The following is a 24,266-nucleotide window of genomic DNA, read 5'->3' as shown; positions in this document are numbered from 1 at the left end:
TGTTAAATACCACAAGTTTTAATTTTAAACAAAATCTAAAAACCCGTAAAACTACGTATATCTATATAGATTAATGTGTCTATTTTTGAATATCAAAAAAACATTACTAATGAGAACAAATGAATTAATCATTATGCATAATTTTTTTAAAGATATGAGCATATTAAAAAAAATAGGATTATCGTTATTTGTAGCAATGTTTCTCATCTATTTGGTGTTGTCGGTAAAATTTATTTTAAGTTAATCCAAAAACATGAAATATTCGTTGCGTCTTAATTCAGGAACCGACTATAGTTCTGATATTAAATCTATTATAAATTCCATAAAGGAAAATGGAAATAGAGTAGTATGCCGTAGTATTATTGTTTCTCATCCTAAAGGAGAAATGATAGAACTGTTCATGAACTTTGCTTTAGAACAAAACTCCAGCAATCCGCCAATGAAGGCTTCCTTAAACATATTGGGATTTAAGAACCATTTATCGAGAGAATTTATTTTTGATAACAATCAAATTTCGATAAGTAAAGACACGAAGGAAATACAAAAACTGCACATCGATGGTTCGTATAAAAGTTTAGGATTTCCAATGGAATTACCTAACATCACAGATGCTAATTTATATGAAAGCCTTGTTATTTTAAATAAATGTAAAGATGCAAACCAAATTGGAGCATTAGAGTATCATGCTATTGCTCGACTATTTATTGCTTCTAGCGAAGCCATACGATTTTGCTCCGTGGCTAATGGAATCCAAAGCATTCTTGGCACAACGAATACCTATACTCCAAATTCATTTGAAATAATTGGATGGGGCGGTCATTCAATAGCCAGTTAAATAACGGTTAAAGTTATGATTTGATTTTGTAACGCATACACTACCAATCCAGCAATATTCTTCGATTCTGTTTTAATCAACAAACTGTTTCTATGGCCTTCTACAGTTCTTGGACTTATGAATAATTTTTCGGCGATTTCGGTGGTGCTTTTTTGTTCACAAATCAATTGCAATACTTCTTTTTCTCTATTGGTGATAAAATCTTCATCAAATTGCGACTTGCTCTTCTTAGAAATGCCATTGTTTATAATTTTGAGGACATTTTCATTATAGAAAAAACCTTTGTTGGCAACTTCATTTATAGTTTCAATCATCTCTGATGGCGTTGCATTTTTCACCAAATAGGAAGAAGCACCCACATGAATCATATTGGCAATAAAAGTATCTGTATTGTAACTAGTGAGCGCAATAATTTTGATCTCTGGAAAATCGTTTCGAATTATTTTTGTAGCCTCTACGCCATTCAACAGTGGCATTTTTAAATCCATTAAAATGATATCTGGTTTTACTTCTGCGGTATTGAGATAGTCTAAAAGTGCTTCTCCATCAGATGCTTCGTGAAGAATATTGATATTTTCTTCTCTTTGCAATAAGAAATAAATGCCTTTTCTAAACAAAATTTCATCGTCTACTAATACTAAATTTATCATTTATTAAAATTCTAAAAGTTAATTACCACTGCAATTCCGTTATTGATTGACGAAGAAATTTTAATTGTTCCATTGATAAAATTCACTCTACTCTCAATATTTTTCATGCCTAATCCTTTTTGATTGTCACTTGTATGGATATCAAAACCAACCCCATTATCCGTATATTGAAACACGAATGAATGCCCAACTTTTTCAAATTGAATTGAAATGAGCGTTGCTTTTCCATGACGTAACGAATTATTCATCAGCTCTTGAAGGATTCTAAAAATATGCAATTCTTTTTCGGTGCCACATTGAGCAAAATCAATAGTATTTTTATAGGTCACTTCTACTGATTTAGAACTTTTGAATTCTAAACATAATTCTTCTATAGCTGCATTTAGTCCAAATTTATCCAATACAGGCGGCAATAAATCGTGTGCAATTGCTCGAGAATTATCTAAGGCTTTGGTCGTTAAATTGATGATGTTATCGGTTATTTCAATTAGTTCTTTCTCCGATAAATTGGGCGTTTTTAGTAAATGACTGTTAAGCGAAACGATGTTTAATTTAGAACTGATGTCGTCATGCAAATCTTGTGCAATACGTTTTCTCTCGTCTTCTTGTGTAATAATTACAGCTCTCAGCAGATGCTTTTGGTGGTTAATTTCCAAATCTTTTTTCTCGAGTTCCTTTTGGATGATTTTTTTTCTTGAGAAATAAAAGAATAAAATCAACACCATTGACATCAAAAGAAAGGTGCAAAAAATGAAACCAATAGCAATTCCTATTTCATCATCAAAAAAAATTAGTCTGTTATTGTCCATTGGTCATTTTTTTTGGCTTTAACTAATTTTATCCACTCTATAAAAATAAAGAGTAAATAGAAAATATACAAAACTACATTCAGAAATTGAAGAACTTCATAAAATTTCATATCGAGTTTCATGTGTAAATTTCTCGGAAGAAAAGTTACTGTACTTCCAAATAAATAAATCAATACTCCACAATTAATATAATAAAATTCCTTTTTGTTAGATAACATATTATAAAAGTGAAAAGTACTATACACAATTATTGATACTGATGTCAATAAAATCTCAGTAGGACTAAAATTAAACCATTTGTCTTTATCAACATTTAAAGTCAGTAAAACAATCAATGTTGTGACAACTAAGTTCCACTGAATAATTTTTTTTTGATAGTTTAATTTCATCAATCCTAGATAAAAAAAACTCAATGCAATGAATTGTCCAGAAAAATAAGCATGCGACAGTACTAAGTTTTCATATCCAAAATGGACAAAAACTTTTAAAGACATTTGGATAGCCACAATTATTCCTAAATAAACGGTGTATATTTTATACCCCTTACTTTCTTTATTAAATCGAGAAAGAAAAAGTATAAAATTTAAGATTAAAATAATATTGGCTGCATATTCTAATATCTTAAACATACATTACAATCTAAATAACGGACTGTTTACGTCACAGACTTTTGGACAACCTGTAGTGAAGTCATATATGTATTGACCAGCTTCTTCATTAATTAAATCATTTCCTTCTTTATCAACTCCAACAATCATCAATTTATAATTCCCTTTTTCATCAATACCCAAATACGATCTAACATTGACGGTTTGTTTCTCTTGCATTACTTGTGTAATATCAATTTCTGGAATTAAAAATGCATAAACGTCTGGACTTGGGTTATCTCTCCAATTTTGAGCCCATAGTTGTGCTTGCTTTAAGGTGATTGTGTTTAGAGCCATAATTAATTATTTTTGGTAAGGGTTAAATATTTATTTCTGTAATGGTTAAAAATTACAATTATTAAAAACGCTAAAATAACTAAAATTGTGAAGAAAATCTTTACAATTTCAATCAAATCATACACATCAAATCTAAATTTCATCATTTTCACCCCAAGTGTTAAGTAAAGATAAAATTAGGATTAAAAAAAATCTCGTGTATACGTAAAAATACGTGTTTTTTATAAAATAAAAAATCCTGATTTCTCAGGATTTTTTATTTAAAAAGGAACATCGCTATCGTCGTCATTGGTATTGATATTACTACCGAATGCTTCGTTCGCTGAAGGCAGATTCTTGGTAAAAAACGGATTGTCGTCGAGATTCATTTTAGAAGGTAAATCGTCAAAACCACTACCGTATTCTTCAAGGTTATCAAATTTACCTAAATTACCAATGAATTTCAGTCGAACATTCTCTAACGAACCATTTCTATGTTTGGCAATAATAAATTCGGCTTGACCGGCAGTAGGTGATTGCTCATCATCATCCCATTCTTCAATTTTATAGTATTCTGGACGGTAAATAAACGATACAATATCGGCATCTTGTTCAATCGCACCCGATTCACGTAAGTCGGAAAGCAAAGGTCGCTTACTAGAACCACGAGTTTCTACAGCACGAGACAACTGTGAAAGTGCAATTACTGGAATTTCCAATTCTTTGGCCAACGCTTTTAAGTTTCTCGAAATCGTCGAAATTTCTTGTTCACGATTTCCACCGCCTTTGCCGTTTCCACCTGCTGTCATCAATTGAAGATAATCGACGATGATTAACTTAATGCCGTGTTGTGAAGATAAACGTCTAGCTTTAGCACGCAAATCAAAAATCGATAAAGAAGGCGTGTCGTCTATAAACAATGGTGCTTTTTCCAAATCTTTAACTTTAACAGAAAGCTGCTCCCATTCGTGTTTTTCTAATTTTCCAGTACGAAGTTTTTCTGATGACAATCCAGTTTCAGAGGAAATCAAACGCGTTATCAATTGTACAGAAGACATCTCAAGTGAAAACAATGCTACTGGATGTCCAAAATCAATGGCCATGTTACGCGCCATAGACAATACGAATGCCGTTTTACCCATACCCGGACGGGCCGCAATAATAACTAAATCGGATGGTTGCCAACCCGAAGTTACTTTATCTAATTTTTCAAATCCTGTTGCAATTCCAGATAATCCTTCTTTATTCGCAATTTCTTCAATGCGTTTTTTAGCTTGGATAACCAAACTTTGAGCCGTTTCAGAACTTCTCTTGATATTGCCTTGCGTTACTTCGTATAATTTAGATTCGGCTTTGTCTAATAAATCAAAAACATCGGTAGTTTCATCATACGATTCTTCGATGATTTCTGAAGAAATTCGAATTAAACTGCGTTGTATGTATTTTTGTAAAATAATGCGCGAATGAAACTCAATGTGTGCCGAAGATGATATCTTTTGGGTAAGTTGAATTAAATAAAAATCGCCACCAGCCAAATCTAACTTGGCATTCTTTTTCAATTGAGCCGAAACTGTTAACAAGTCAATAGGCTGCGAATCTGTGAATAACTGAAATATCGCTTCAAAAATGTGCTTGTGAGCGTCTTTATAAAAAGCATCAGATTGCAAGATATCAATAACCTCGTCAACACCCTTTTTATCAATCATCATGGCACCAAGAACCGCTTCCTCAAGGTCGAGTGCTTGAGGCGGCAACTTGCCTTTTTCCAAGTTGATAATTGTCGTTTTATCTACTTTTATTGGGTTTATGTTCTTGAGATTTTCCATGTAGCGAAAGTAACCAATTCTTTAATTTATGTGAAGTTTAGTTATTACTAAATAATGTTTATAACTAAATGTTTTTTGTTAATAACCAATAAAAAATCCGTGTCATCAAAGGTTTTTGGACGACACGGATTTTATTATATTTTGTAAGATTTTACTCTTTATATTCGCCCATTTTACTGTATTTATCCATCCTTTGAGCTACTAACTCAGTTGTTGATAAATCTTTCAATTCGTTATAGGCTTTCGTAATGTATTGTTGCACGGTTTTAAAAGTAGTTTCTCTATCATAATGCGCGCCACCAAGTGGTTCTGGAATGATATCGTCTACTAATTTTTGCTTTTTCATATCGGCTGAAGTCAGTTTTAATGCTTCTGCAGCTTGTTCTTTGTATTCCCAACTTTTCCATAAAATGGAGGAACACGATTCTGGAGAAATTACCGAATACCAAGTATTTTCCATCATTAGTACGCGATCTCCAACCCCTATTCCTAAAGCACCACCTGAGGCACCTTCACCTACAATTACGCATATGATAGGCACTTTCAAACGACACATTTCAAAAATATTTCTAGCAATCGCTTCACCTTGTCCGCGTTCTTCTGCTTCTAAACCAGGGTAAGCTCCTGGAGTATCTATGAACGTTACTACTGGAATTCCAAATTTTTCGGCCATTTTCATCAAGCGCAACGCTTTTCGGTAGCCTTCAGGATTTGCCATCCCAAAATTTCGGTACTGACGCGTTTTGGTATTATACCCTTTTTGTTGACCTACCACCATAAACGATTGACCGTCTATTTTACCTAAACCACCTACCATGGCTTTGTCATCTTTAAAACCACGGTCACCAAAAAGCTCTAAGAATGTATCACCACACAATGCCTTGATATGATCCATTGTATATGGTCTGTTGGGGTGACGTGACAACTGAACACGTTGCCAAGCCGTAAGATTCTTATATATTTTTCGTTTAGTTTCGTCTAATTTTTTCTCAATCTGTTTGCAGGTATTGGTAACATCAACATCTGATTCTTGACCAATTATTTGACACTTGTCTAACTGGTCTTCCAATTCTTTTATAGGAAGCTCAAAATCTAAATATTCCATAGGATTTGTGCATTTTAATTAAAATTCGAACTACAAATATAAAATTTTAAATGTTCTGTAAAAGTAATTTTACACGATAAGTTTTAAACAAACCGCTAAGTGGCTTTTGCTCTGCTTTTTAGGATTCCATTTATGATTACCGTTGCTAAAATAATTAAAGCTCCAAGGTAGAATGAAGGACTCATTTGTTCTTTATCTTCAAAAATGATTAACGCTAAAATAATTCCATAAATAGGTTCTAAGTTAATGGTTAACATTACGGTATAGGGACTCAAAAACTTCATCACAGCAGTAGATGCTATAAACGCATAAGCGGTACAAACCGAGCTGAGAATCATTAAATACATAAAATCATTGGAAGTCAATTTAAAAAAATCGGCTGAAAAACCATTGGAAAACAATAGAAATATTGAAAAGAAAAGTACTCCACCAGATAGTTCGTAAAAGGATATTATAGTCGGTTCATAATCTTTAACAAACTTACTATTTATAACTGCAAATGAAGCTGAAAGAAAAGCTGAAGTCAACGCCAAAATTATTCCTTCGGCATAATGTCCTTCTACATTGAATATGATTGAAAGTCCGAATACCACAATCAATCCGAAAAAAATTTCATACCAAATTACTTTTTTTCCAAAAAAAATAGGTTCGATAAGTGAGGTAAAAAAAGCACCTGTCGACAAACATGCCAAAGTTATCGAAACATTAGACACTTTGATGGCCCTAAAAAAAGTAAACCAATGTAAGGCTATGACTAATCCGGCTACTAAAAATTTGAGCAGAATTCTTTTGGGAATTTTAATAGAAATCTTTTTTACTTTAATGAAGACAAAAATAAAAAAAACTGCAAACAGCATTCTAAACCAAACGAGTGGTAAAGCATCAAGCGTGATTAGCCTGCCCAAGATAGCTGTAAATCCCCAAATGAATACAATCAGATGAAGATGCAAATAGCTTTTGGTATTATCGCTTAGCATTCCGCAGCAAATAAATGGCTAATATTCCGAAAACAATATTCGGAATCCAAACCGCAATGATAGGCGGCGTACTTGATTTTTCGGCTAAAACGCCAAATACTTTATCTAAAAACACAAAGGCAAAGGCCAATAAAATTCCGATCGCCAAGTTAATTCCCATTCCGCCTCGACGTTTCATCGAAGAGACAGCCACCGCAATAATGGTTAAGATAAAGGCCGAAACTGGAATACTGTATTTTTTATAAAGCACCACTAAATACACATTAATATTGGTAGAACCACGTTCTTTTTCTTTTTCAATAAAACGAAGTAAATCGCCATAAGAAAGGGTTTCGGCAATATAAACTACTGGTGTTAAATCTTCTAAATCAAATTTAAAAATAGTATCTTTTCTCGGTAAAGCCTGAATAACATCATTAAACTCACCTATTTTTCGTTTCTTATAATCAAATAATGTGTAGCTGCTGTCTTTAGCATTCCATTTGATTCTACTGGCAGAAACTTTGTATTTTAGTTTGTCTTTTTCAAATCGTTCCATGGAAAAATTAAACGCCATTTTTGAATCGGAGTTGTAATTACTTACATAAATGTATTCTTCATTGTTGATTTGACGGTACACATCGGTTCGGTCTTTCATTTCTTCAATACCATTACCAATAAGGTAACGATATCTGAAGTTTTTAAAACCCTCACTAGCCTTTGGGACTAAGAAAAAGCCCATAATTAAAGCAAAAATAGAAACGCAAGTGGCACCAATAATGTAAGGTCGAAGAAATCGCGTAAACGAAATTCCGGAACTTAAAATGGCAATAATCTCAGTATTGTTAGCGAGTTTGGAAGTAAACCAAATAATCGATAAAAACAGAAATATGGGGAATAATAAATTGGCAAAATAAATGGTGAAATCAACATAATACTGAGCAATAGCACTAAAAGGCACATGATTTTCAATCATCTTATTCACCTTTTCAGAAACGTCGATCGTAATTCCAATAGGAATAAACATCAACAACATCACTGTAAAAGTGGTTAAGTAGCGCTTTAAAATGTATTTGTCAATTATTTTTAGCATTGTAATTTTATAAACGTTGACTCATTTGTTTGACCATCATTTCTTTCCAAACTCTAAAATCACCTGCTAAGATATGTTTTCTAGCTTCACGAACCAACCACATGTAAAATCCAAGATTGTGAATTGTAGCAATTTGTTTTCCTAAATATTCGTTGGCGGCAAACAAATGACGTAAATAGGCTTTGGTATATTCGGTATCTACAAACGTGATTCCCATTTCGTCTAAAGGAGAAAAATCGGCTTCCCATTTTTTATTTTTAATATTGATAGTGCCATTAGCCGTAAACAGCATTCCGTTTCTAGCATTGCGAGTTGGCATCACACAATCAAACATATCTACACCCAAAGCAATGTTTTCCAAGATGTTAATAGGTGTTCCTACTCCCATTAAATATCGTGGTTTATCTTCTGGAAGAATATCACACACTACTTCGGTCATGGCATACATTTCTTCGGCTGGTTCACCAACAGACAAACCACCAATAGCATTTCCTACTTGATTCGAATTAGCAATATATTCGGCCGATTGCATTCGTAAATCCTTATAAGTACTTCCTTGTACAATTGGAAAGAAAGCTTGATCATAGCCATATTTTGTTGGCACTTTTTCTAAATGATTAATGCATCGGTCTAACCAACGGTGCGTCATTTTCATGGAGCGTTGTGCGTAGCGATAATCACATGGGTAAGGTGTACATTCATCAAAAGCCATAATGATATCGGCGCCAATAGTACGCTGAATTTCCATCACATTTTCGGGTGTAAAAAAATGGTACGACCCATCAATATGTGATTTGAACTTTACTCCTTCTTCTTTAATTTTTCTATTGGCCGAAAGAGAATACACTTGATAACCACCAGAATCGGTCAAGATATTTCTGTCCCAATTCATAAATTTATGTAATCCACCAGCTTTTTCGAGAATCTCTGTTTGCGGACGCAAGTATAAGTGGTAGGTATTTCCTAGAATAATATCGGGATTAATTTCTTCTTTTAGTTCACGTTGGTGTACCCCTTTGACAGATGCAACAGTACCCACAGGCATAAAAATAGGGGTTTCTATAACACCATGGTCGGTGGTTATTTTACCGGCTCTTGCCTTTGAATTGGCATCTTTTTGTAATAAATCGAATTTCATAAAATAATTTGAAGCGACAAAGATATTCTGATTTATGAAATTACGTTGATGAAATAGTATTTTTTAATAAGTATTTATGAATTTAAACTAAAAAACTAGCCTTCATTAGTTTGAAAGCTAGTTTTAGATTTGGACAAAAAAGGCTAGTTGACTGTACTTTCTGATTTTTGTTTTTCCAATAACACATCATCTAATATGGTGATTATTGCTTCTTTAAATTCTTTATAATTGTTTCTTTTCAAAAGATATTTGAGTCCCATTTTATTATAATGCTTCACCAACTTTTTAGGATAAGCACCAGAAATCATGATAATCGGAATATCTTTTAGATTATCGTCTTTTTTTATGATTTCTAAAATTTCTTCGCCATTAAGTACAGGCATATGAATGTCTAAAATAATTATTTCAGGCAATTCGGTAGTTGTTTCTAGTGTTCTTAACATCAATTTCCCATCCAAAAACATGGTTACATTGTAGCCTAAACTATCACCTATTTCTTTAAAGAACCCTAAATCGTCCATATCATCGTCTAGATAAAATATTTTTTTTGAGTTTTCCATAACTTGTATTTTTTAATGTTGTAAAACTACCCTCAAAAAGCATTATCTTCATTACAAAATATAGCAAACTCTTTACATAATTATTAGAAGTAGTATTGATAACTTATCATAAAATGTTTTGCCTCACCAAAAAAATAGATTTACTTTTGACAACAATTTTTAATTAACTACAAAAATGTCTGACATTAAACAACTACACGATTTAACAACACAAGTTCGAAGAGACATTCTTCGTATGGTACATGCTGTAAATTCAGGTCATCCCGGAGGTTCTTTGGGTTGTGCTGAATTTTTAGTAACACTGTATCAAAACATCATGACCCGTAAAGAAGGTTTTGATATGAACGGAATTGGAGAAGATATTTTCTTCCTTTCCAACGGACATATCTCTCCTGTTTTTTACAGTGTTTTAGCACGAAGTGGTTATTTTTCTGTAGCCGAATTGGCTACTTTTAGAAAATTGAACTCACGTTTGCAAGGACATCCCACAACACACGAAGGTTTGCCTGGAATTCGTATGGCTTCAGGTTCTTTAGGGCAAGGATTGTCTGTAGCCATTGGAGCTGCGCAAGCCAAAAAATTGAATAACGATCATCATTTAGTTTTTGCACTTACTGGTGATGGCGAATTACAAGAGGGTCAAAATTGGGAAGCGATTATGTATGCTTCTGCTAAAAATGTCGACAATTTAATAGCAACAGTTGATTACAACGGTCAGCAAATAGATGGTTCTACTAAAGACGTTTTGAACATGGGTAATTTGAAAGCTAAATTTGAAGCCTTTGATTGGGATGTGTTAGAAATAACCGAAGGAAACAATATTGAGGCTATCATTGGTGGAATGAACGAAGCTAAATCGAGAACGGGTAAAGGAAAACCAGTTTGTGTAATCCTTCATACCGAAATGGGTAATGGTGTCGATTTTATGATGCATACTCATGCTTGGCACGGAAAAGCACCAAGTGACGAACAATTAGCCAATGCTTTAGGACAAAACCCAGAAACTTTAGGAGACTACTAGAATTATGAAAAAATATACAAACACAGGAAGTAAAGATACCCGTTCTGGATTTGGTGCAGGAATGACCGAATTGGGACAAAAAAACGAAAACGTAGTGGCTTTATGTGCCGATTTAATTGGTTCATTAAAGTTTGACGATTTCAAAAAAAATCATCCAGAACGCTTTTTTCAAATCGGAATTGCAGAAGCCAACATGATTGGAATTGCAGCTGGATTAACTATTGGTGGAAAAATTCCATTTACTGGAACTTTTGCTAACTTTTCTACTGGAAGAGTCTACGATCAAATTCGTCAATCAGTAGCCTATTCGGATAAAAATGTCAAAATTTGTGCTTCTCATGCAGGTTTAACACTTGGTGAAGATGGCGCAACCCACCAAATATTAGAAGATATTGGGTTAATGAAAATGTTACCCGGAATGACAGTAATCAATACATGTGATTATAATCAAACTAAAGCAGCAACGTTAGCCTTAGCCGATCATCATGGTCCGGCTTATTTGCGTTTTGGACGACCGGTGGTACCTAATTTCACTCCAGCTGACGAACCTTTTGTCATTGGAAAAGCAATTATACTAAACGAAGGAACAGATGTTACCATTATTGCAACTGGTCATTTGGTTTGGGAAGCCTTAATTGCTGCCGAAGCACTAGAAGTAAAAGGCATTTCTGCCGAAGTCATCAATATTCATACGATTAAGCCATTAGACGAAGAAGCCATTCTAAAATCGGTTGAAAAAACAGGTTGTGTTGTTACTACAGAAGAACACAACATACTTGGTGGTTTGGGTGAAAGTGTTGCCAGAACATTAGCCTTGAACAATCCAACTCCACAAGAATTTGTTGCCGTACACGATTCGTTTGGTGAAAGTGGTACTCCAGAACAATTAATGGAAAAATACAAACTAAACAACCAAGCTATTGTAGAAGCTGTTGAACGAGTGATTAAGAGAAAATAATTTTTCTATACAAATATAAAATCCGTCTAGTTTTTAATTGGACGGATTTTTTTGTTAGAGTTTAAAAATAAAAAAACCACCACATTTCTGTGATGGTTTTACGAAGAGCCGGCGGAGGGACTCGAACCCACGACCTGCTGATTACAAATCAGCTGCTCTAGCCGACTGAGCTACGCTGGCGTCATTATTGTGGTGCAAATATAATAGCGATTTTTAAATCTCCAAAATATTTTTATACTTTTTTCGCTTTTTTTTTAATTACAAAGCGTTGATTTTAGCAATCAATTGATTAGCAGTTTGTTCTAATTCCGCGTTGATTTGCTTGAAATGTGCTTTCTTATTTTCAACTTTTTTCTCGTTAACTTTAACGATTAAACCATCAAAAGAGCTAATGGCTTCATCTATAATAGCATTAGTAGCATCTGTTGGTTTTCCTGTACTAGTCATCTCACAGATATACACTGCTTCAATAATATCACCTAAAACGTAATTGATGTCTTTTTTTAAATTTTTAACACTTGGCATTTTCTTCTATTTTTAAAATTTGATGCAAAATTACACATAATCTTTCTAATATAGGTTAAGAAATGTATATTTCTAATAATGATGCTTTTCCGAGTAGCTCATATTCAGTCATCGCGGCTGGAATTAAAACTGTATCGCCTGTTTTATAAGAATAGGTTTCTTGATTATAAATTAACTTAAAACTTCCTTCTACACACATAAAAACCAAAAATGATTCTTGATTCTTTTCAAATTTCATTTCGCCGTCAAGCGGAATAAAATTCGTAGTGAAATAAGGACAATCAACCATTACATTAGCTCTATTTTCAACTTTAGAATAGCTTTTTTGAGCCTCAACCACATTATAATTAATGGCCTCTAAAGCCAAATCAACATGAAGTTCTCTGGTATTCCCGTTAGCATCTACTCTATCAAAATCATACAATCTATAGGTAATATCAGAGGTTTGTTGGATTTCGGCTATAACTGTTCCAGCACCAATAGCGTGAACCGTTCCAGTTTCTAGAAAGAAAACATCTCCTTTTTTTACTTTTTTGGTATCTAAAATATCAATTAAAGTTTTGTTTTTAAGATTTTCTAAATACTCTTTTTGAGATGATTTTTCTTTAAAACCAACAATCAATCTTGCTTCTTCATCGGCTTGCATAACGTACCACATTTCGGTTTTCCCAAACGAGTTATGGCGTTTTTTGGCTAATGCATCGTTTGGATGCACTTGAATGGATAAATCCTCACGAGCATCAAGATATTTAAAAAGTAAAGGGAATTGTTTGCCAAATTGTTCGTAAACTTTAGTTCCTAAAACCTCATTTGGAAATTTTTCAATAAGTTCATTTAGATTTTCACCTTTAAAAATGCCATTCGCAATCACACTTACATCATTGACTATGGTAGAAATTTCCCAGCTTTCTCCAGTAATTTCAGAAGCAATAGGTTTGTTTAAATAATCTTTTAGTTTTGTTCCGCCCCAAATTCTTTCTTTAAGAATGGGTTGAAATTGTAATGGATAAAATTTCATTTGATACATTTAGATTGCAAAGATGCGAAAAATTGAATATTTATTTTTCTTGTTTTAAAGCTTTTAAGGCTTTTTCAATATGAATTGTACCAGACATACTGTTAAAGACCATAATAACAAATCCGTTTTTATCAATTACAAATGTTTGACGGCCAGGAATAATTAGAAAATCATTTTCAACACCAAATAACTTTCGGAGTTTCTTGTCATTATCTGAAAGCAAAATGAAAGGAAGATTGAATTTGCTTTTAAATCGTATATGAGATTGTATCGTATCAGAACTGATGCCAATAACCTCAGCGCCTAAATTTTTAAACTCTTGATAACTATCTCTAAAACTACAGGCTTGTTGGGTACACACCTTCGTTTCGTCTTTGGGATAAAAATAGATTACAAGTGCTTGTTTTCCAATATGGTCAGATGAATTAAAAACGTTTCCGTTAGTATCTTTTGCTGTAAAATTTGGAAGCTTATCGCCTACTTTGAGTGCCATTTTAGTTTCCTTTATAAGTGACAAAGTTTCTTGGAGTTTCATAAAGAACTACTTCCAACTCTTTAGCAACATCAATATGTTTTCGGAGCTTGTTCCAAATTACCACGGCAATATTTTCTGCCGTTGGATTCAAATCAGCAAAATCAGGAACATCTAAGTTTAAATTTTTATGGTCAAACGCATTTTCTACGTGCTCCTTAATCAAATCGGAAAGAATTTTAACATCAATTACAAATCCAGTTTCAGGATCTATTTCACCCGTTACCGAAACGATCAATTCGTAATTATGCCCATGAAAATTGGGATTGTTACACTTTCCAAAAACAGCATCGTTTTCCTCCATAGACCAATCTTTACGATACAATCGGTGTGCTGCGTTAAAGTGTGCTCTTCTGGATACGGTGACTTTCATTTTGATTTAGGATTTGAGATTAAAAGATTTAGGATTTTGAATTAGACCTTAAAATCCTAAATCAAAATTTCCTAATCTTAAATTTTATAATTTGTGTTCTTCTAAATAATGATAAAATTGGTCGAATATAATTTTGAACCATACCGTATAAATAGCTGGATTTTGTTTCATATCGGTACGGACGTCTTCAATACACATCCATTTCCAACTGGCCACTTCTTCTGGATTTACTTCGGGCTCATCATTGAAATAACCAATCATTACATGATCGAGTTCGTGTTCGGTCAAGCCATTATCAAAAGGTGCTTTGTAGATAAAATGAAACAATTCTTTTAGCTCTGTAACAAAACCCATTTCTTCAAATAACCGACGTGAACCAGCCTGAATGTTAGTTTCACCACTACGTTGGTGACTGCAACAAGTATTCGTCCACAACAAGGGAGAATGGTATTTGTGCGCTGCTCGTTGCTGCAACATGATTTCGTTTTTACTATTTAAAACAAAAACGGAAAAGGCACGATGTAGCACGGCTTTTTCGTGTGCTTCCAATTTATTCATTAGCCCAATAGGCTCGTCATTTTCATTGACTAATATTACTTGCTCTTCTTTCATACCTTTATAAGATGGTCAAAAATACAAAAAAAGAATTGGGAACGCTGAATTTTGAATTATCAACAACCGTTAAACTTTCCTTAAATGAACTCATTTTGCAATCTACAAGACATTTTGTAGCGTATATGTATCGTAAATTTGTACTATAATCTTAACAAAAATGTTATGAAAAATATATTTAATTATTTAATATTACTACCGCTTTTAGCATTAAATGCTTGTGGACAATCGACAACAAAAAAACAATCAACTCCAAACCCAACAGCTATGGAAAATGTATTTAACAAACCTGAAAATCCCTATTATTCTAATACCGATACCAAGAAGTTGAATGTATCAAACGCCGAATGGAAAAGAGTTTTATCGCCAGATTTATATGCTGTTGCTCGTGAAGCCGATACCGAAAGAGCTTTTACTGGTACGATGTGGAATTCGGAAACTAAAGGAACCTACTATTGTGCCGCTTGTGGATTACGCTTATTCAAATCCAATCAAAAGTTTACCAGCAGCTGTGGTTGGCCCAGTTTTTTCGAACAAGACAATAAAGAAAGTATCACTTTTAAAGAAGACAATTCGTATGGTATGCGCCGTACCGAAGCGCTTTGTGGCAGATGTGGAAGTCATTTAGGACATTTATTTGACGATGGACCAGAGCCGACTGGTAAAAGATATTGTATGAATGCCATTTCTTTGGATTTCGTTCCAGATGGTGTTGTACCTTCTAAACCTCAAGGAAATGTAGAAACCATAGTTCTTGGCGGCGGTTGCTACTGGTGTGTAGAAGCTGTTTATGAAAATTTAGATGGTGTTACTAAAGTGGTTTCGGGTTTTTCTGGGGGAACTGTGACTAATCCGTCTTACGAAGAAGTATGTACGGGTAGAACGGGTGCAGCTGAAGTAGTAGAAATCACTTATGATAAATCTAAAACCAATTTGGATGAAATTTTCAAAGTATTTTTTACCGTTCACGATCCAACTACTTTAAACCGTCAAGGTGCTGACGTAGGAACTCAATACCGTTCGGTAATTTTTTATAAAAATGATGAGCAGAAAAAAGCCGCTGAAAGTATTATAAATGAATTGAATTCTAAAAACGTGTATAGTAACAAAATTGTAACCACTTTGGAACCATTCAAAGCATTTTACCCAGCAGAAGATTACCATCAAAATTACTACAACAACAATAAAGACAAACCGTATTGCCAAATGGTAATTCAGCCGAAAATAGAAAAATTTGAAAAAGTATTTAAAGACAGATTGAAAAAGAACTAATTATCAATTCAAGAACCGCTTATGAAAATGAGCGGTTTTTTTATTTTAAAACTTCGGCTATTTTCAACGCGCATTTTTCGCCATCAATGGCAGCAGAAATAATGCCGCCTGCATAACCTGCACCTTCGCCACACGGATACAAACCTTTAATTTGAACATGTTCTAAGGTGTCATTATCTCTCGGAATTCGAACTGGTGATGACGTCCTACTTTCTGGCGCGTGAAGAATGGCTTCGTTGGTCAAATAACCTCGCATGGTTTTTCCAAATTCATTAAATCCTTCTCTCATAATTTGGGACAAAAATCCAGGAAAAACCTGACTCATTTCAACTGAAGTCGTTCCTGGCACATAAGACGTTTTTGGAATATCTACTGATATTTTATTTTGAGTAAAATCTACCATGCGTTGGGCAGGAACTTTTTGAGTCTGTCCGGCCAATTGCCATGCTTTTTGTTCAATAGATTTTTGAAATTCCATTCCGGCCAGTGCACCAAACTTAGAAAAAGGCTTGAAGTCTTCTAATTTTAATTCAACTACAATTCCCGAATTAGCGGTACCTTGATCGCGTTTAGAAGGCGACCAACCGTTGGTAACTACTTCTCCCGGACTCGTGGCACAAGGCGCTATTACACCACCCGGACACATACAAAACGAATACATACCTCGACCGTTAACTTGTTTAACAATAGAATAAGGTGCAGGCGGCAAATAATCGCCTCTAAAATCGCACGAATATTGAATTGTGTCAATTAATTCTTGAGGATGTTCTGCGCGAACTCCCAAGGCAAAAGGTTTGGCTTCGATAAAAATTTTCTTTCTATCCAACAATTCAAAAATATCGCGAGCCGAATGACCGGTGGCAAGGATGACTTTATTAGCCGAAATGACCGTGCCATTTTGAAGGGTAACACCTTGCATTTCGTTGTTTTTAATACTAAAATCAATGACACGAGTATCAAACAAAACCTGTCCACCACATTCGATAATCTTTTCTCGAATATCTTGAATAATTTGTGGTAATTTATTGGTCCCAATATGTGGATGTGCCTCCACCAAAATTTCTGGTGAAGCGCCAAATCCAACCAACAATTGAAGAATTCTGTCTACATCGCCACGTTTTTTAGAACGCGTATATAATTTTCCATCCGAATAGGTTCCGGCTCCACCTTCTCCAAAACAATAATTAGAATCTTCGTTTACAATATGATCAACATTGATAGCTTTCAAGTCACGACGACGACCACGAACGTCTTTACCTCTTTCGATTACAATAGGTTTTAATCCCAACTCTATGAGTTGTAATGCTGCAAAAAGTCCGGCCGGACCAGCACCAACCACAATTACTTCTTGTGAATTACTAACATTTTGATATTCGGGAAGTTTGATTTCTTGGGCAACAAATGGTTCTCCTTTAAAAAAAACCGTTCCTTTAATATTGAACTTGATGGCCTTTTGACGCGCATCTATCGAACGTTTTACCACCACAACCTTTTGAATTTCTTTTACAGAAACATGAAATAACTTAGCTACGTGTTCGTTTAATAACGATTCGTTGTGAGCTACTTCTGGTGATACTTGTGTTTGAATTTCGCGAGGCATACAAAAATTTTTGGCAAACTTAAAATAATTTTAGCAAAGTCTAATCACAAAAAAAGGTTTAGCACAAACTAAACCTTTTTAAGTGACTTGATAAAATATTATTTTTTAACAAACTTGTAATTTTGAATTTCTTCGTTTACTTGAAGTTTTACAAAATAAATACCCGATTGCAATTCCGAAACAGAAATACTTTCAATAGTATTTGTGGTTTTTACTTCTTTTACTAAAGCACCGCTTATCGAATAAATAGCAGCATTTGTAATAGTACTGTTGGTTGGATTATCAATATGTATCACATCCGAAGTTGGATTTGGGAATAGTGATATCGTCTTTTGAAGTGAATTCACTGAAGTACTCAATGCAACTGTAACGTCTAAATAATCTGGAATCCCATTGGCGTTGGTATCGTCATCGGATGGATTTCCATTATTATTATAATCTTCCTTAAAGGTTAAAACTCCATCGCCATCATCGTCATTATCTAAGTAATTTGGCAATCCATCGTTATCACTGTCTACAATAGAATTGGCATTTTTAGCAAATACATATTCTATATTTGTTAAAATCATATCACCATCATCATCGTTATCTAGATAATTAGGAATACCATCAATATCAGTATCATCATTTGCTAAGTTGGTATCTGCATTTACATCTTCTAAATCAGTGGCAACAGTATCATTATCGTAATCATTAGTACAATCTACTGCAGTTAAAACAATGCTTTTTACAGCACCATTTCCAACGGCATAAATAGTTTGTGGATTTGTATTGTTAAAATAGGTTAATGGTAATGGATTAGATTGCGTTTGAGCATCTGTAAGTGTAGCATAAAATGAGATTCCAGAAGGATTCGTAGCAGATAAATCATTTTGAACTACTTGCAAATTAAAAGATTCGAAACCATCATTATTGGGATCACATTTTACATAAGCATAATTGGTGTAATACCCTGGTCTGGAGAAACGCCAACCTTCGTGAAAAGCAGTCCATGAACCCGTGTTTCTAGAAGGAGCCGCGATACCTTGAGCACCTGAAAGATCAATTAATCCTGTTACTGTTTTACTAGAACCTGAAGGACAATTTTGCTTATCAATCAATTGAACGTCAATAATACTTTGTGATTCATAAAGTACCATTTGGAATGAACTTTTGTAGGTATTACAGGCGAATAATGAATTATTATTAAAATAGACGATAAACTTTCTGTAAGGAGCTGTTCCATAAGTAGCATAAGTGATTGTTCCTTGTGCATTCGAATTGTTAAGATCTTGGAAAGCACCAAAAATTGAATTCTTAACCGGAAATGCCGCATTAGGAATGGCTTGGCTAAAGGCAAAAGGCGAAACACCATTAGCCAAATTCGTTCTAAAATCAATATAACCATTGGTACTAATAAGAATTTGGTTATAGGTTACCCCATAAAAATCGAAATTGAATGGTAGTGTTATAACATCCGAATAGTGGTCATCTAGAGTTCCTTGTACCGCTACAGAACCTGTATACTGTGTAAAAGGAATTGAAGAAACAGTATAGTTTGTTTGAGCAATGCTGTTGGTTAAAACGACAAAAAATAATAAAATTGAGTATTTTTTTAGCATAATTAATTGGTTTTTAGTTTGTTTAGATTCCAAAAATAGAAAAATATTTTTAACAACTTTGAACTTAGATTAATTATTTTTGCAAGAAAAATGTCAAGAAAAATAAAATTGATTTGGGATTTTCGAGGACCAGCCGCAGCAAAAACAGCCGAGCATCATGAAATACACTTGAAAGAATATATTGCTATTGAAAAATTACCCATAAACATTACTGGATTCGAAGTGATAAATGAAATGTATGCTATTGCCTTTATGGTGGTTACCGATGAAAATATGATTTCGGTTCGTGACGCATTAAAACCGCATCGAGGTGAATTATTTGAATAAAAAAAGGCAGATTTCATAGTGAATTCTGCCTTTTTATTAGTATTCTTTATATTTAGTTCGCAACCTCGCTTATGAATTTAATTCGCATTAATCGCAATTCTTCAATGTCATAATCGCCATCAAATTCTTTTAAAGCGTCTTCGATTTTATCGGTTTCAGAATCCATGAAATACTCGTGAATTTCCTCTTGCTGCTCTTCATCGAGCAAATCGTCAATCCAATATTTAATGTTTAATTTGGTTCCCGAATAAACAATTTGTTCCATTTCTTTCAACAGATCATCCATTTTCATCCCTTTGGCAGACGCAATATCATCTAATGAAAGCTTGCGATCAATATTTTGAATGATGTATAATTTATTAGCCGAATTGGCACCGGTGGATTTTACCACCAAATCATCAGGTCGAATGATGTCATTATCATCCACATATCTACTAATTAATTCGATAAAATCTTTACCATATTTTTTAGCTTTTCCTTCTCCTACTCCATGAATATTGATTAATTCATCCATAGAAATTGGATATTTCAATGCCATATCTTCGAGCGATGGATCTTGAAAAACGACAAATGGTGGCACACCCAATTTTTTGGCCACTTTTTTACGTAAATCACGCAACATCGTCATTAAAGCTTCATCGGCAGTACCGGTAGATTTTGAAGCAGTAACAATTGCATCATCTTCTGCTTCGTTGTATTCGTGATCTTCAGACATCATAAATGAAACTGGGTGTTCAATATAGTCATGCCCTTTATCCGAAACTTTTAAAATTCCGTAGGTTTCAATATCTTTTGATAACAATCCGTCAACTAAAACTTGGCGAATTAAAGCCATCCAATAGCGTTCTTCTTGATCTTTCCCACAACCAAAGAAACTTTGAGTATCGGTTCTGTGTGCTTTGATGGTTGCATTTACACGCCCAATAAGCGTAAATACAATTTCTTTTGATTTGTATAAATACTTGGTATCGCGAACAACTTCCAAGAGTTTTTTTACATTTTCTTTGGCTTCTACTTTTACTTTTGGATTACGAACATTATCGTCCATATCGGCACCTTCACCGGTCTCGCTATCAAATTCTTCTCCAAAATAATGTAATAAAAATTTACGCCGCGACATCGAAGTTTCGGCATAAGCCACCACTTCTTGCAGTAATGCAAAACCAATTTCTTGTTCGGCAACGGGTTTACCCGACATGAATTTTTCTAATTTTTCAACATCTTTATACGAATAATAAGCCAAACAATGTCCTTCACCTCCATCACGACCGGCACGACCCGTTTCTTGATAATAACTTTCTAATGATTTTGGAATATCATGGTGAATTACAAAACGAACATCGGGTTTGTCAATTCCCATTCCAAAAGCAATAGTTGCCACCACTACATCTACATCTTCCATCAAAAACATATCTTGATGTTTGGCACGTGTTTTAGCATCCAAACCTGCATGATAAGGCACTGCGCTAATTCCGTTGACTTGTAGCACTTGAGCAATTTCTTCAACTTTTTTACGGCTTAAACAATATATGATACCCGATTTTCCTTTATGTTGTTTGATAAAACGAATGATGTCCGCTTCTATATTTTTGGTTTTGGTACGTACTTCGTAGAACAAATTTGGACGGTTGAACGATGCTTTAAATGTAGTAGCATCCGACATGTCTAGGTTTTTAAGAATATCTTCTTGCACTTTTGGCGTTGCTGTTGCTGTTAAACCAATTACAGGAACATCGCCCAATTGTTTAATAATAGTTCTTAAATTTCTGTATTCTGGTCTAAAATCATGACCCCATTCTGAGATACAATGCGCTTCGTCTATAGCAACGAAAGATATTGGCACACTTTGAAGAAACTCCACATACTCTTCTTTGGTTAACGATTCGGGAGCTACATATAAAAGTTTGGTAATTCCAGATACAATATCTTTTTTTACCTGATTAATTTCTGTTTTGGTTAATGAAGAATTTAATACGTGAGCAATGCCATTTTCAGAAGATAAACTTCTAATGGCATCTACTTGGTTTTTCATTAATGCTATTAAAGGTGAAACTACAATAGCAGTTCCCTCTTGAATTAATGCTGGCAATTGGTAACATAACGACTTTCCTCCACCAGTTGGCATGATAACAAATGTATTATCCTTAGCAACAATGCTTTTAATCACTTGTTCTTGCAAACCTTTAAATTGGTTAAAACCAAAATATTTCTTTAATTCCTTATGGATATCAATTTCGTTTGAATTCATTCTTACTTAATAGTATTTTTACATAAATTTGCAACCATAAATATACAACTTTCTTTTATTCATACAAATTTAATAACAAATCTATAACAAATCTATTTTGACAGCTAAAGAAAACATTATTGAATCGGCCAAAAAGACCCTGCTTTCCGAAAGTCAGTCTATAGCAAAACTAACTGATTATATAGACAATAGCTTTGCAGAGGTTGTTGAATTAATTTATAGTTCTAAAGGACGTTTGGTGGTGACAGGAATAGGAAAAAGCGCTATTATTGCTCAAAAAATTGTAGCGACACTCAATTCAACTGGAACTCCATCAATGTTTTTACATGCTTCAGAAGCCATTCATGGTGATTTAGGTATGGTTCAAGATGGCGATACTGTAATTTGCATTTCCAAAAGCGGCAATAGTCCCGAAATAAAAGTATTGGTTCCGTTATTAAAAAGATTTGGAAACAAATTAATCGCTATTACTGGCAACACCACTTCTTATTTAGGAAAAGAAGCGCATTACACTTTAAACACGTTTGTTGAAAGTGAAGCTTGTCCCAATAATTTAGCACCAACCAATAGCACTACTGCACAATTGGTTATGGGCGATGCGCTAGCAGTTTGTTTGATGGAATTAAGAAATTTTGGTCCCGAAGATTTTGCTAAATACCATCCTGGAGGTGCTTTAGGTAAAAAATTACTGCTTCGTGTAAGTGACATGCTGGATCCTAATCGCAAACCAATTGTTCGACCTGAATCGAGCATCAAAAATGTGATTGTAACCATATCCGAACAGCGCCTTGGTGTAACTGCTGTGGTTGAAGACAATAAAGTTGTCGGAATTATTACTGACGGTGATATTAGAAGAATGCTGAATAAAACAGAAACTATTTCGGGTTTGACCGCACAAGATATTATGACGGTAAATCCAAAAATGATTAAATCCTCTGATATGGTTGTCGACGCTTTGAATATTATGGAAGATTTTTCGATAACCCAATTAGTTGTTGTTGACAATAATGAATATAAAGGAGTAATCCATTTACATGACATTTTAAAAGAAGGAATAGTATAATGGCAAAGAAAGAAATGAAGGAAATGTCCTTTATGGATCATCTTGAAGATTTAAGATGGCTAATGGTTAAAAGTACGGCGGCAATTCTAGTTTTAGCATGCGCTTGTTATTTTATAGACGATTTTATTTTTGATACGGTCATTTTCGGACCAAAAGACCCAACCTTTATTACCTATCGATTTTTTTGCGAGGTAACCCATTTTTTTGGTGTTGATGATACGTATGCTTGTGCTACAAAATTCCAGTTTATCATTCAAAACACTGAAGTTGGCGGACAATTTTCGATGTACATTTGGACCTTGGTCACCGTAGGATTTATTCTTAGTTTCCCTTATATTTTGTGGCAAGTATGGAAGTTTATTAGTCCGGCGCTTTATGAAAACGAACGCAAACACGCTGGTTCGTTCATCATCGTATCTTCCATCTTATTTTTTATTGGAGTTCTTTTTGGATACTATGTAGTACTTCCATTATCTATAAACTTCTTTGGAACATTCAATGTCAGTACTACGGTTATCAATCAATTCACGGTCGATTCGTATATAAGCATGGTTAAAACTTCTTTGGTAGGAAGCGGATTAGTGTTTGAAATGCCAATCATCATTTATTTTTTAGCTAAATTAGGATTGGTAACTCCCGAGTTTTTAAAGAAATATCGAAAAATAGCCATCGTAATAAACTTAACCGTAGCCGCTATTGTAACACCTCCAGACATTCCTAGTCAGGTGATTGTTGCAATTCCGTTATTGGTGTTATATGAAGTAAGTATTTACATTGCTGCAGTGGTAGCCAAAAAAAGAAAAAAAGATGAGCAATCCAGTTAAAGAATTCAATGAATACCGTTCTAAAATGAACGAAAAATTATTAGCCGATAATAATAAAATTGTCAAACGCATTTTCAATCTAGATACCAATGCTTATGCAGAAGGTGCTTTAGATGTAAAAACAAAAGAGCTTCTAGGATTGGTTGCTTCAACGGTTTTACGATGCGACGATTGCATCAAATACCATTTGGAAACATCCCATAAAGAAGGCATCACGAAAGAAGAAATGATGGAAGCTATGGGAATTGCTACATTGGTTGGTGGAACAATCGTGATTCCTCATCTAAGAAGAGCTTACGAGTTTTGGGAAGCCTTAGAAGAAGAAACTAAATAATTGTTAAATGGTGGATTGGGTTATTTGTTTATTCGTTAATTTGTTTAAAAATCTAACTTTCTA

At 34.1% G+C, this 24,266-nt stretch carries 26 protein-coding genes and 1 tRNA gene; 8 read left to right on the top strand and 19 right to left on the bottom strand.

Going from position 1 to position 24,266, the window contains the following annotated elements; translation table 11 throughout:
• The first annotated feature begins 253 nt into the window (after nt 1-253).
• Nucleotides 254-835 carry a ribosome-inactivating family protein gene (locus ACODSI_RS06335; RefSeq protein ID WP_488915994.1) on the top strand — a complete coding sequence of 194 codons (582 nt, stop codon included), beginning with the start codon at nt 254-256 and terminating at the stop codon, nt 833-835.
• Here ACODSI_RS06335 and ACODSI_RS06330 read toward each other — a convergent pair.
• The 10 genes from ACODSI_RS06330 to ACODSI_RS06285 form a co-directional block, all read right to left on the bottom strand.
• On the bottom strand, nt 832-1,485 hold the full coding sequence (locus tag ACODSI_RS06330; RefSeq protein ID WP_488915993.1) for a response regulator: 654 nt from the start codon (nt 1,483-1,485) through the stop codon (nt 832-834). The two genes, ACODSI_RS06335 and ACODSI_RS06330, sit on opposite strands and share 4 nt — an antisense overlap.
• Nucleotides 1,486-1,496: 11 nt before the next feature.
• Entirely contained in the window at nt 1,497-2,294 is a 798-nt protein-coding gene (locus ACODSI_RS06325; protein ID WP_488915992.1) for a sensor histidine kinase, read from the bottom strand.
• The gene (locus ACODSI_RS06320; RefSeq protein WP_488915991.1) at nt 2,276-2,923 is read right to left on the bottom strand and encodes a hypothetical protein; all 648 of its coding nucleotides are present in this window, start codon (nt 2,921-2,923) and stop codon (nt 2,276-2,278) included. The genes ACODSI_RS06325 and ACODSI_RS06320 overlap by 19 nt, the downstream gene beginning before the upstream one ends.
• A 3-nt stretch (nt 2,924-2,926) precedes the next feature.
• Nucleotides 2,927-3,238, bottom strand: coding sequence for a hypothetical protein (locus ACODSI_RS06315; RefSeq protein ID WP_488915990.1), 312 nt, complete (start codon nt 3,236-3,238; stop codon nt 2,927-2,929).
• A gap of 260 nt (nt 3,239-3,498) precedes the next feature.
• Entirely contained in the window at nt 3,499-5,043 is a 1,545-nt protein-coding gene (gene dnaB, locus ACODSI_RS06310; protein ID WP_488915989.1) for a replicative DNA helicase, read from the bottom strand.
• Nucleotides 5,044-5,194: 151 nt separating this feature from the next.
• A complete protein-coding gene (locus ACODSI_RS06305; RefSeq protein WP_488915988.1) occupies nt 5,195-6,148 on the bottom strand; it encodes an acetyl-CoA carboxylase carboxyltransferase subunit alpha in 954 nt (317 codons plus the stop codon).
• Nucleotides 6,149-6,243: 95 nt separating this feature from the next.
• A complete protein-coding gene (locus ACODSI_RS06300) occupies nt 6,244-7,125 on the bottom strand; it encodes a DMT family transporter (protein WP_488915987.1) in 882 nt (293 codons plus the stop codon).
• A complete protein-coding gene (locus ACODSI_RS06295; protein WP_488915986.1) occupies nt 7,112-8,197 on the bottom strand; it encodes an LptF/LptG family permease in 1,086 nt (361 codons plus the stop codon). The genes ACODSI_RS06300 and ACODSI_RS06295 overlap by 14 nt, the downstream gene beginning before the upstream one ends.
• Nucleotides 8,198-8,204: 7 nt before the next feature.
• Nucleotides 8,205-9,335, bottom strand: a complete 1,131-nt coding sequence (gene tgt, locus ACODSI_RS06290; RefSeq protein WP_488915985.1) for a tRNA guanosine(34) transglycosylase Tgt — start codon at nt 9,333-9,335, stop codon at nt 8,205-8,207.
• Between the two features lie 143 nt (nt 9,336-9,478).
• Nucleotides 9,479-9,895: a response regulator gene (locus ACODSI_RS06285; protein WP_488915984.1), complete on the bottom strand. Its 417-nt coding sequence runs from the start codon at nt 9,893-9,895 to the stop codon at nt 9,479-9,481.
• Between the two features lie 175 nt (nt 9,896-10,070).
• Here ACODSI_RS06285 and ACODSI_RS06280 point away from each other — a divergent pair, with 175 nt between their 5' ends.
• Complete coding sequence (locus ACODSI_RS06280; protein ID WP_488915983.1) at nt 10,071-10,916, top strand: transketolase; 846 nt, start codon at nt 10,071-10,073, stop codon at nt 10,914-10,916.
• Between the two features lie 4 nt (nt 10,917-10,920).
• Nucleotides 10,921-11,874 carry a transketolase family protein gene (locus ACODSI_RS06275; protein ID WP_488915982.1) on the top strand — a complete coding sequence of 318 codons (954 nt, stop codon included), beginning with the start codon at nt 10,921-10,923 and terminating at the stop codon, nt 11,872-11,874.
• 106 nt (nt 11,875-11,980) lie between these two features.
• Here the strand turns inward: ACODSI_RS06275 and ACODSI_RS06270 are convergent.
• The 6 genes from ACODSI_RS06270 to idi form a co-directional block, all read right to left on the bottom strand.
• Nucleotides 11,981-12,054, bottom strand: a tRNA-Thr gene (locus ACODSI_RS06270).
• Between the two features lie 78 nt (nt 12,055-12,132).
• The gene (locus ACODSI_RS06265; RefSeq protein WP_488915981.1) at nt 12,133-12,399 is read right to left on the bottom strand and encodes a hypothetical protein; all 267 of its coding nucleotides are present in this window, start codon (nt 12,397-12,399) and stop codon (nt 12,133-12,135) included.
• A gap of 55 nt (nt 12,400-12,454) precedes the next feature.
• Nucleotides 12,455-13,417: a type I phosphomannose isomerase catalytic subunit gene (locus tag ACODSI_RS06260; RefSeq protein WP_488915980.1), complete on the bottom strand. Its 963-nt coding sequence runs from the start codon at nt 13,415-13,417 to the stop codon at nt 12,455-12,457.
• 40 nt (nt 13,418-13,457) lie between these two features.
• On the bottom strand, nt 13,458-13,910 hold the full coding sequence (locus ACODSI_RS06255) for a peroxiredoxin (protein WP_488915979.1): 453 nt from the start codon (nt 13,908-13,910) through the stop codon (nt 13,458-13,460).
• A gap of 1 nt (nt 13,911) precedes the next feature.
• A complete protein-coding gene (locus tag ACODSI_RS06250) occupies nt 13,912-14,322 on the bottom strand; it encodes a 6-pyruvoyl trahydropterin synthase family protein (RefSeq protein ID WP_488915978.1) in 411 nt (136 codons plus the stop codon).
• A gap of 84 nt (nt 14,323-14,406) precedes the next feature.
• Nucleotides 14,407-14,934, bottom strand: coding sequence for an isopentenyl-diphosphate Delta-isomerase (gene idi, locus ACODSI_RS06245; protein ID WP_488915977.1), 528 nt, complete (start codon nt 14,932-14,934; stop codon nt 14,407-14,409).
• A 165-nt stretch (nt 14,935-15,099) separates the two neighbouring features.
• Here idi and ACODSI_RS06240 point away from each other — a divergent pair, with 165 nt between their 5' ends.
• Nucleotides 15,100-16,206, top strand: coding sequence for a bifunctional methionine sulfoxide reductase B/A protein (locus ACODSI_RS06240; protein ID WP_488915976.1), 1,107 nt, complete (start codon nt 15,100-15,102; stop codon nt 16,204-16,206).
• A 40-nt stretch (nt 16,207-16,246) separates the two neighbouring features.
• Here ACODSI_RS06240 and ACODSI_RS06235 read toward each other — a convergent pair whose 3' ends face one another.
• Nucleotides 16,247-17,806 (bottom strand): NAD(P)/FAD-dependent oxidoreductase, encoded by a 1,560-nt coding sequence (locus ACODSI_RS06235; RefSeq protein ID WP_488915975.1) that lies wholly within the window; start codon nt 17,804-17,806, stop codon nt 16,247-16,249.
• A gap of 98 nt (nt 17,807-17,904) precedes the next feature.
• Nucleotides 17,905-19,407 carry a T9SS type A sorting domain-containing protein gene (locus ACODSI_RS06230; RefSeq protein ID WP_488915974.1) on the bottom strand — a complete coding sequence of 501 codons (1,503 nt, stop codon included), beginning with the start codon at nt 19,405-19,407 and terminating at the stop codon, nt 17,905-17,907.
• A gap of 90 nt (nt 19,408-19,497) precedes the next feature.
• Here ACODSI_RS06230 and ACODSI_RS06225 point away from each other — a divergent pair, with 90 nt between their 5' ends.
• Complete coding sequence (locus tag ACODSI_RS06225) at nt 19,498-19,734, top strand: hypothetical protein (protein ID WP_488915973.1); 237 nt, start codon at nt 19,498-19,500, stop codon at nt 19,732-19,734.
• Nucleotides 19,735-19,786: 52 nt separating this feature from the next.
• On the opposite strand, the gene recQ is transcribed toward ACODSI_RS06225, so the two are convergent.
• Nucleotides 19,787-21,982 carry a DNA helicase RecQ gene (gene recQ, locus ACODSI_RS06220; RefSeq protein ID WP_488915972.1) on the bottom strand — a complete coding sequence of 732 codons (2,196 nt, stop codon included), beginning with the start codon at nt 21,980-21,982 and terminating at the stop codon, nt 19,787-19,789.
• Nucleotides 21,983-22,079: 97 nt separating this feature from the next.
• Between recQ and ACODSI_RS06215 the strand changes: the two genes are divergently transcribed.
• Genes ACODSI_RS06215 through ACODSI_RS06205 form a run of 3 tightly spaced genes read left to right on the top strand, consistent with a single transcriptional unit; the run spans nt 22,080 to nt 24,203 of the window.
• Complete coding sequence (locus tag ACODSI_RS06215) at nt 22,080-23,045, top strand: KpsF/GutQ family sugar-phosphate isomerase (RefSeq protein WP_488915971.1); 966 nt, start codon at nt 22,080-22,082, stop codon at nt 23,043-23,045.
• Complete coding sequence (tatC, locus tag ACODSI_RS06210; RefSeq protein WP_488915970.1) at nt 23,045-23,869, top strand: twin-arginine translocase subunit TatC; 825 nt, start codon at nt 23,045-23,047, stop codon at nt 23,867-23,869. Before ACODSI_RS06215 ends, tatC begins: the two co-directional genes overlap by 1 nt.
• A complete protein-coding gene (locus ACODSI_RS06205; protein ID WP_488915969.1) occupies nt 23,853-24,203 on the top strand; it encodes a carboxymuconolactone decarboxylase family protein in 351 nt (116 codons plus the stop codon). The genes tatC and ACODSI_RS06205 overlap by 17 nt, the downstream gene beginning before the upstream one ends.
• Nucleotides 24,204-24,266: the final 63 nt, after the last annotated feature.

The sequence above is a fragment of the Flavobacterium sp. FG139 genome (assembly GCF_057809695.1).
Note: the sequence above shows the minus strand (reverse complement) of the source record. Positions and strands in the feature narration are given on the sequence as shown.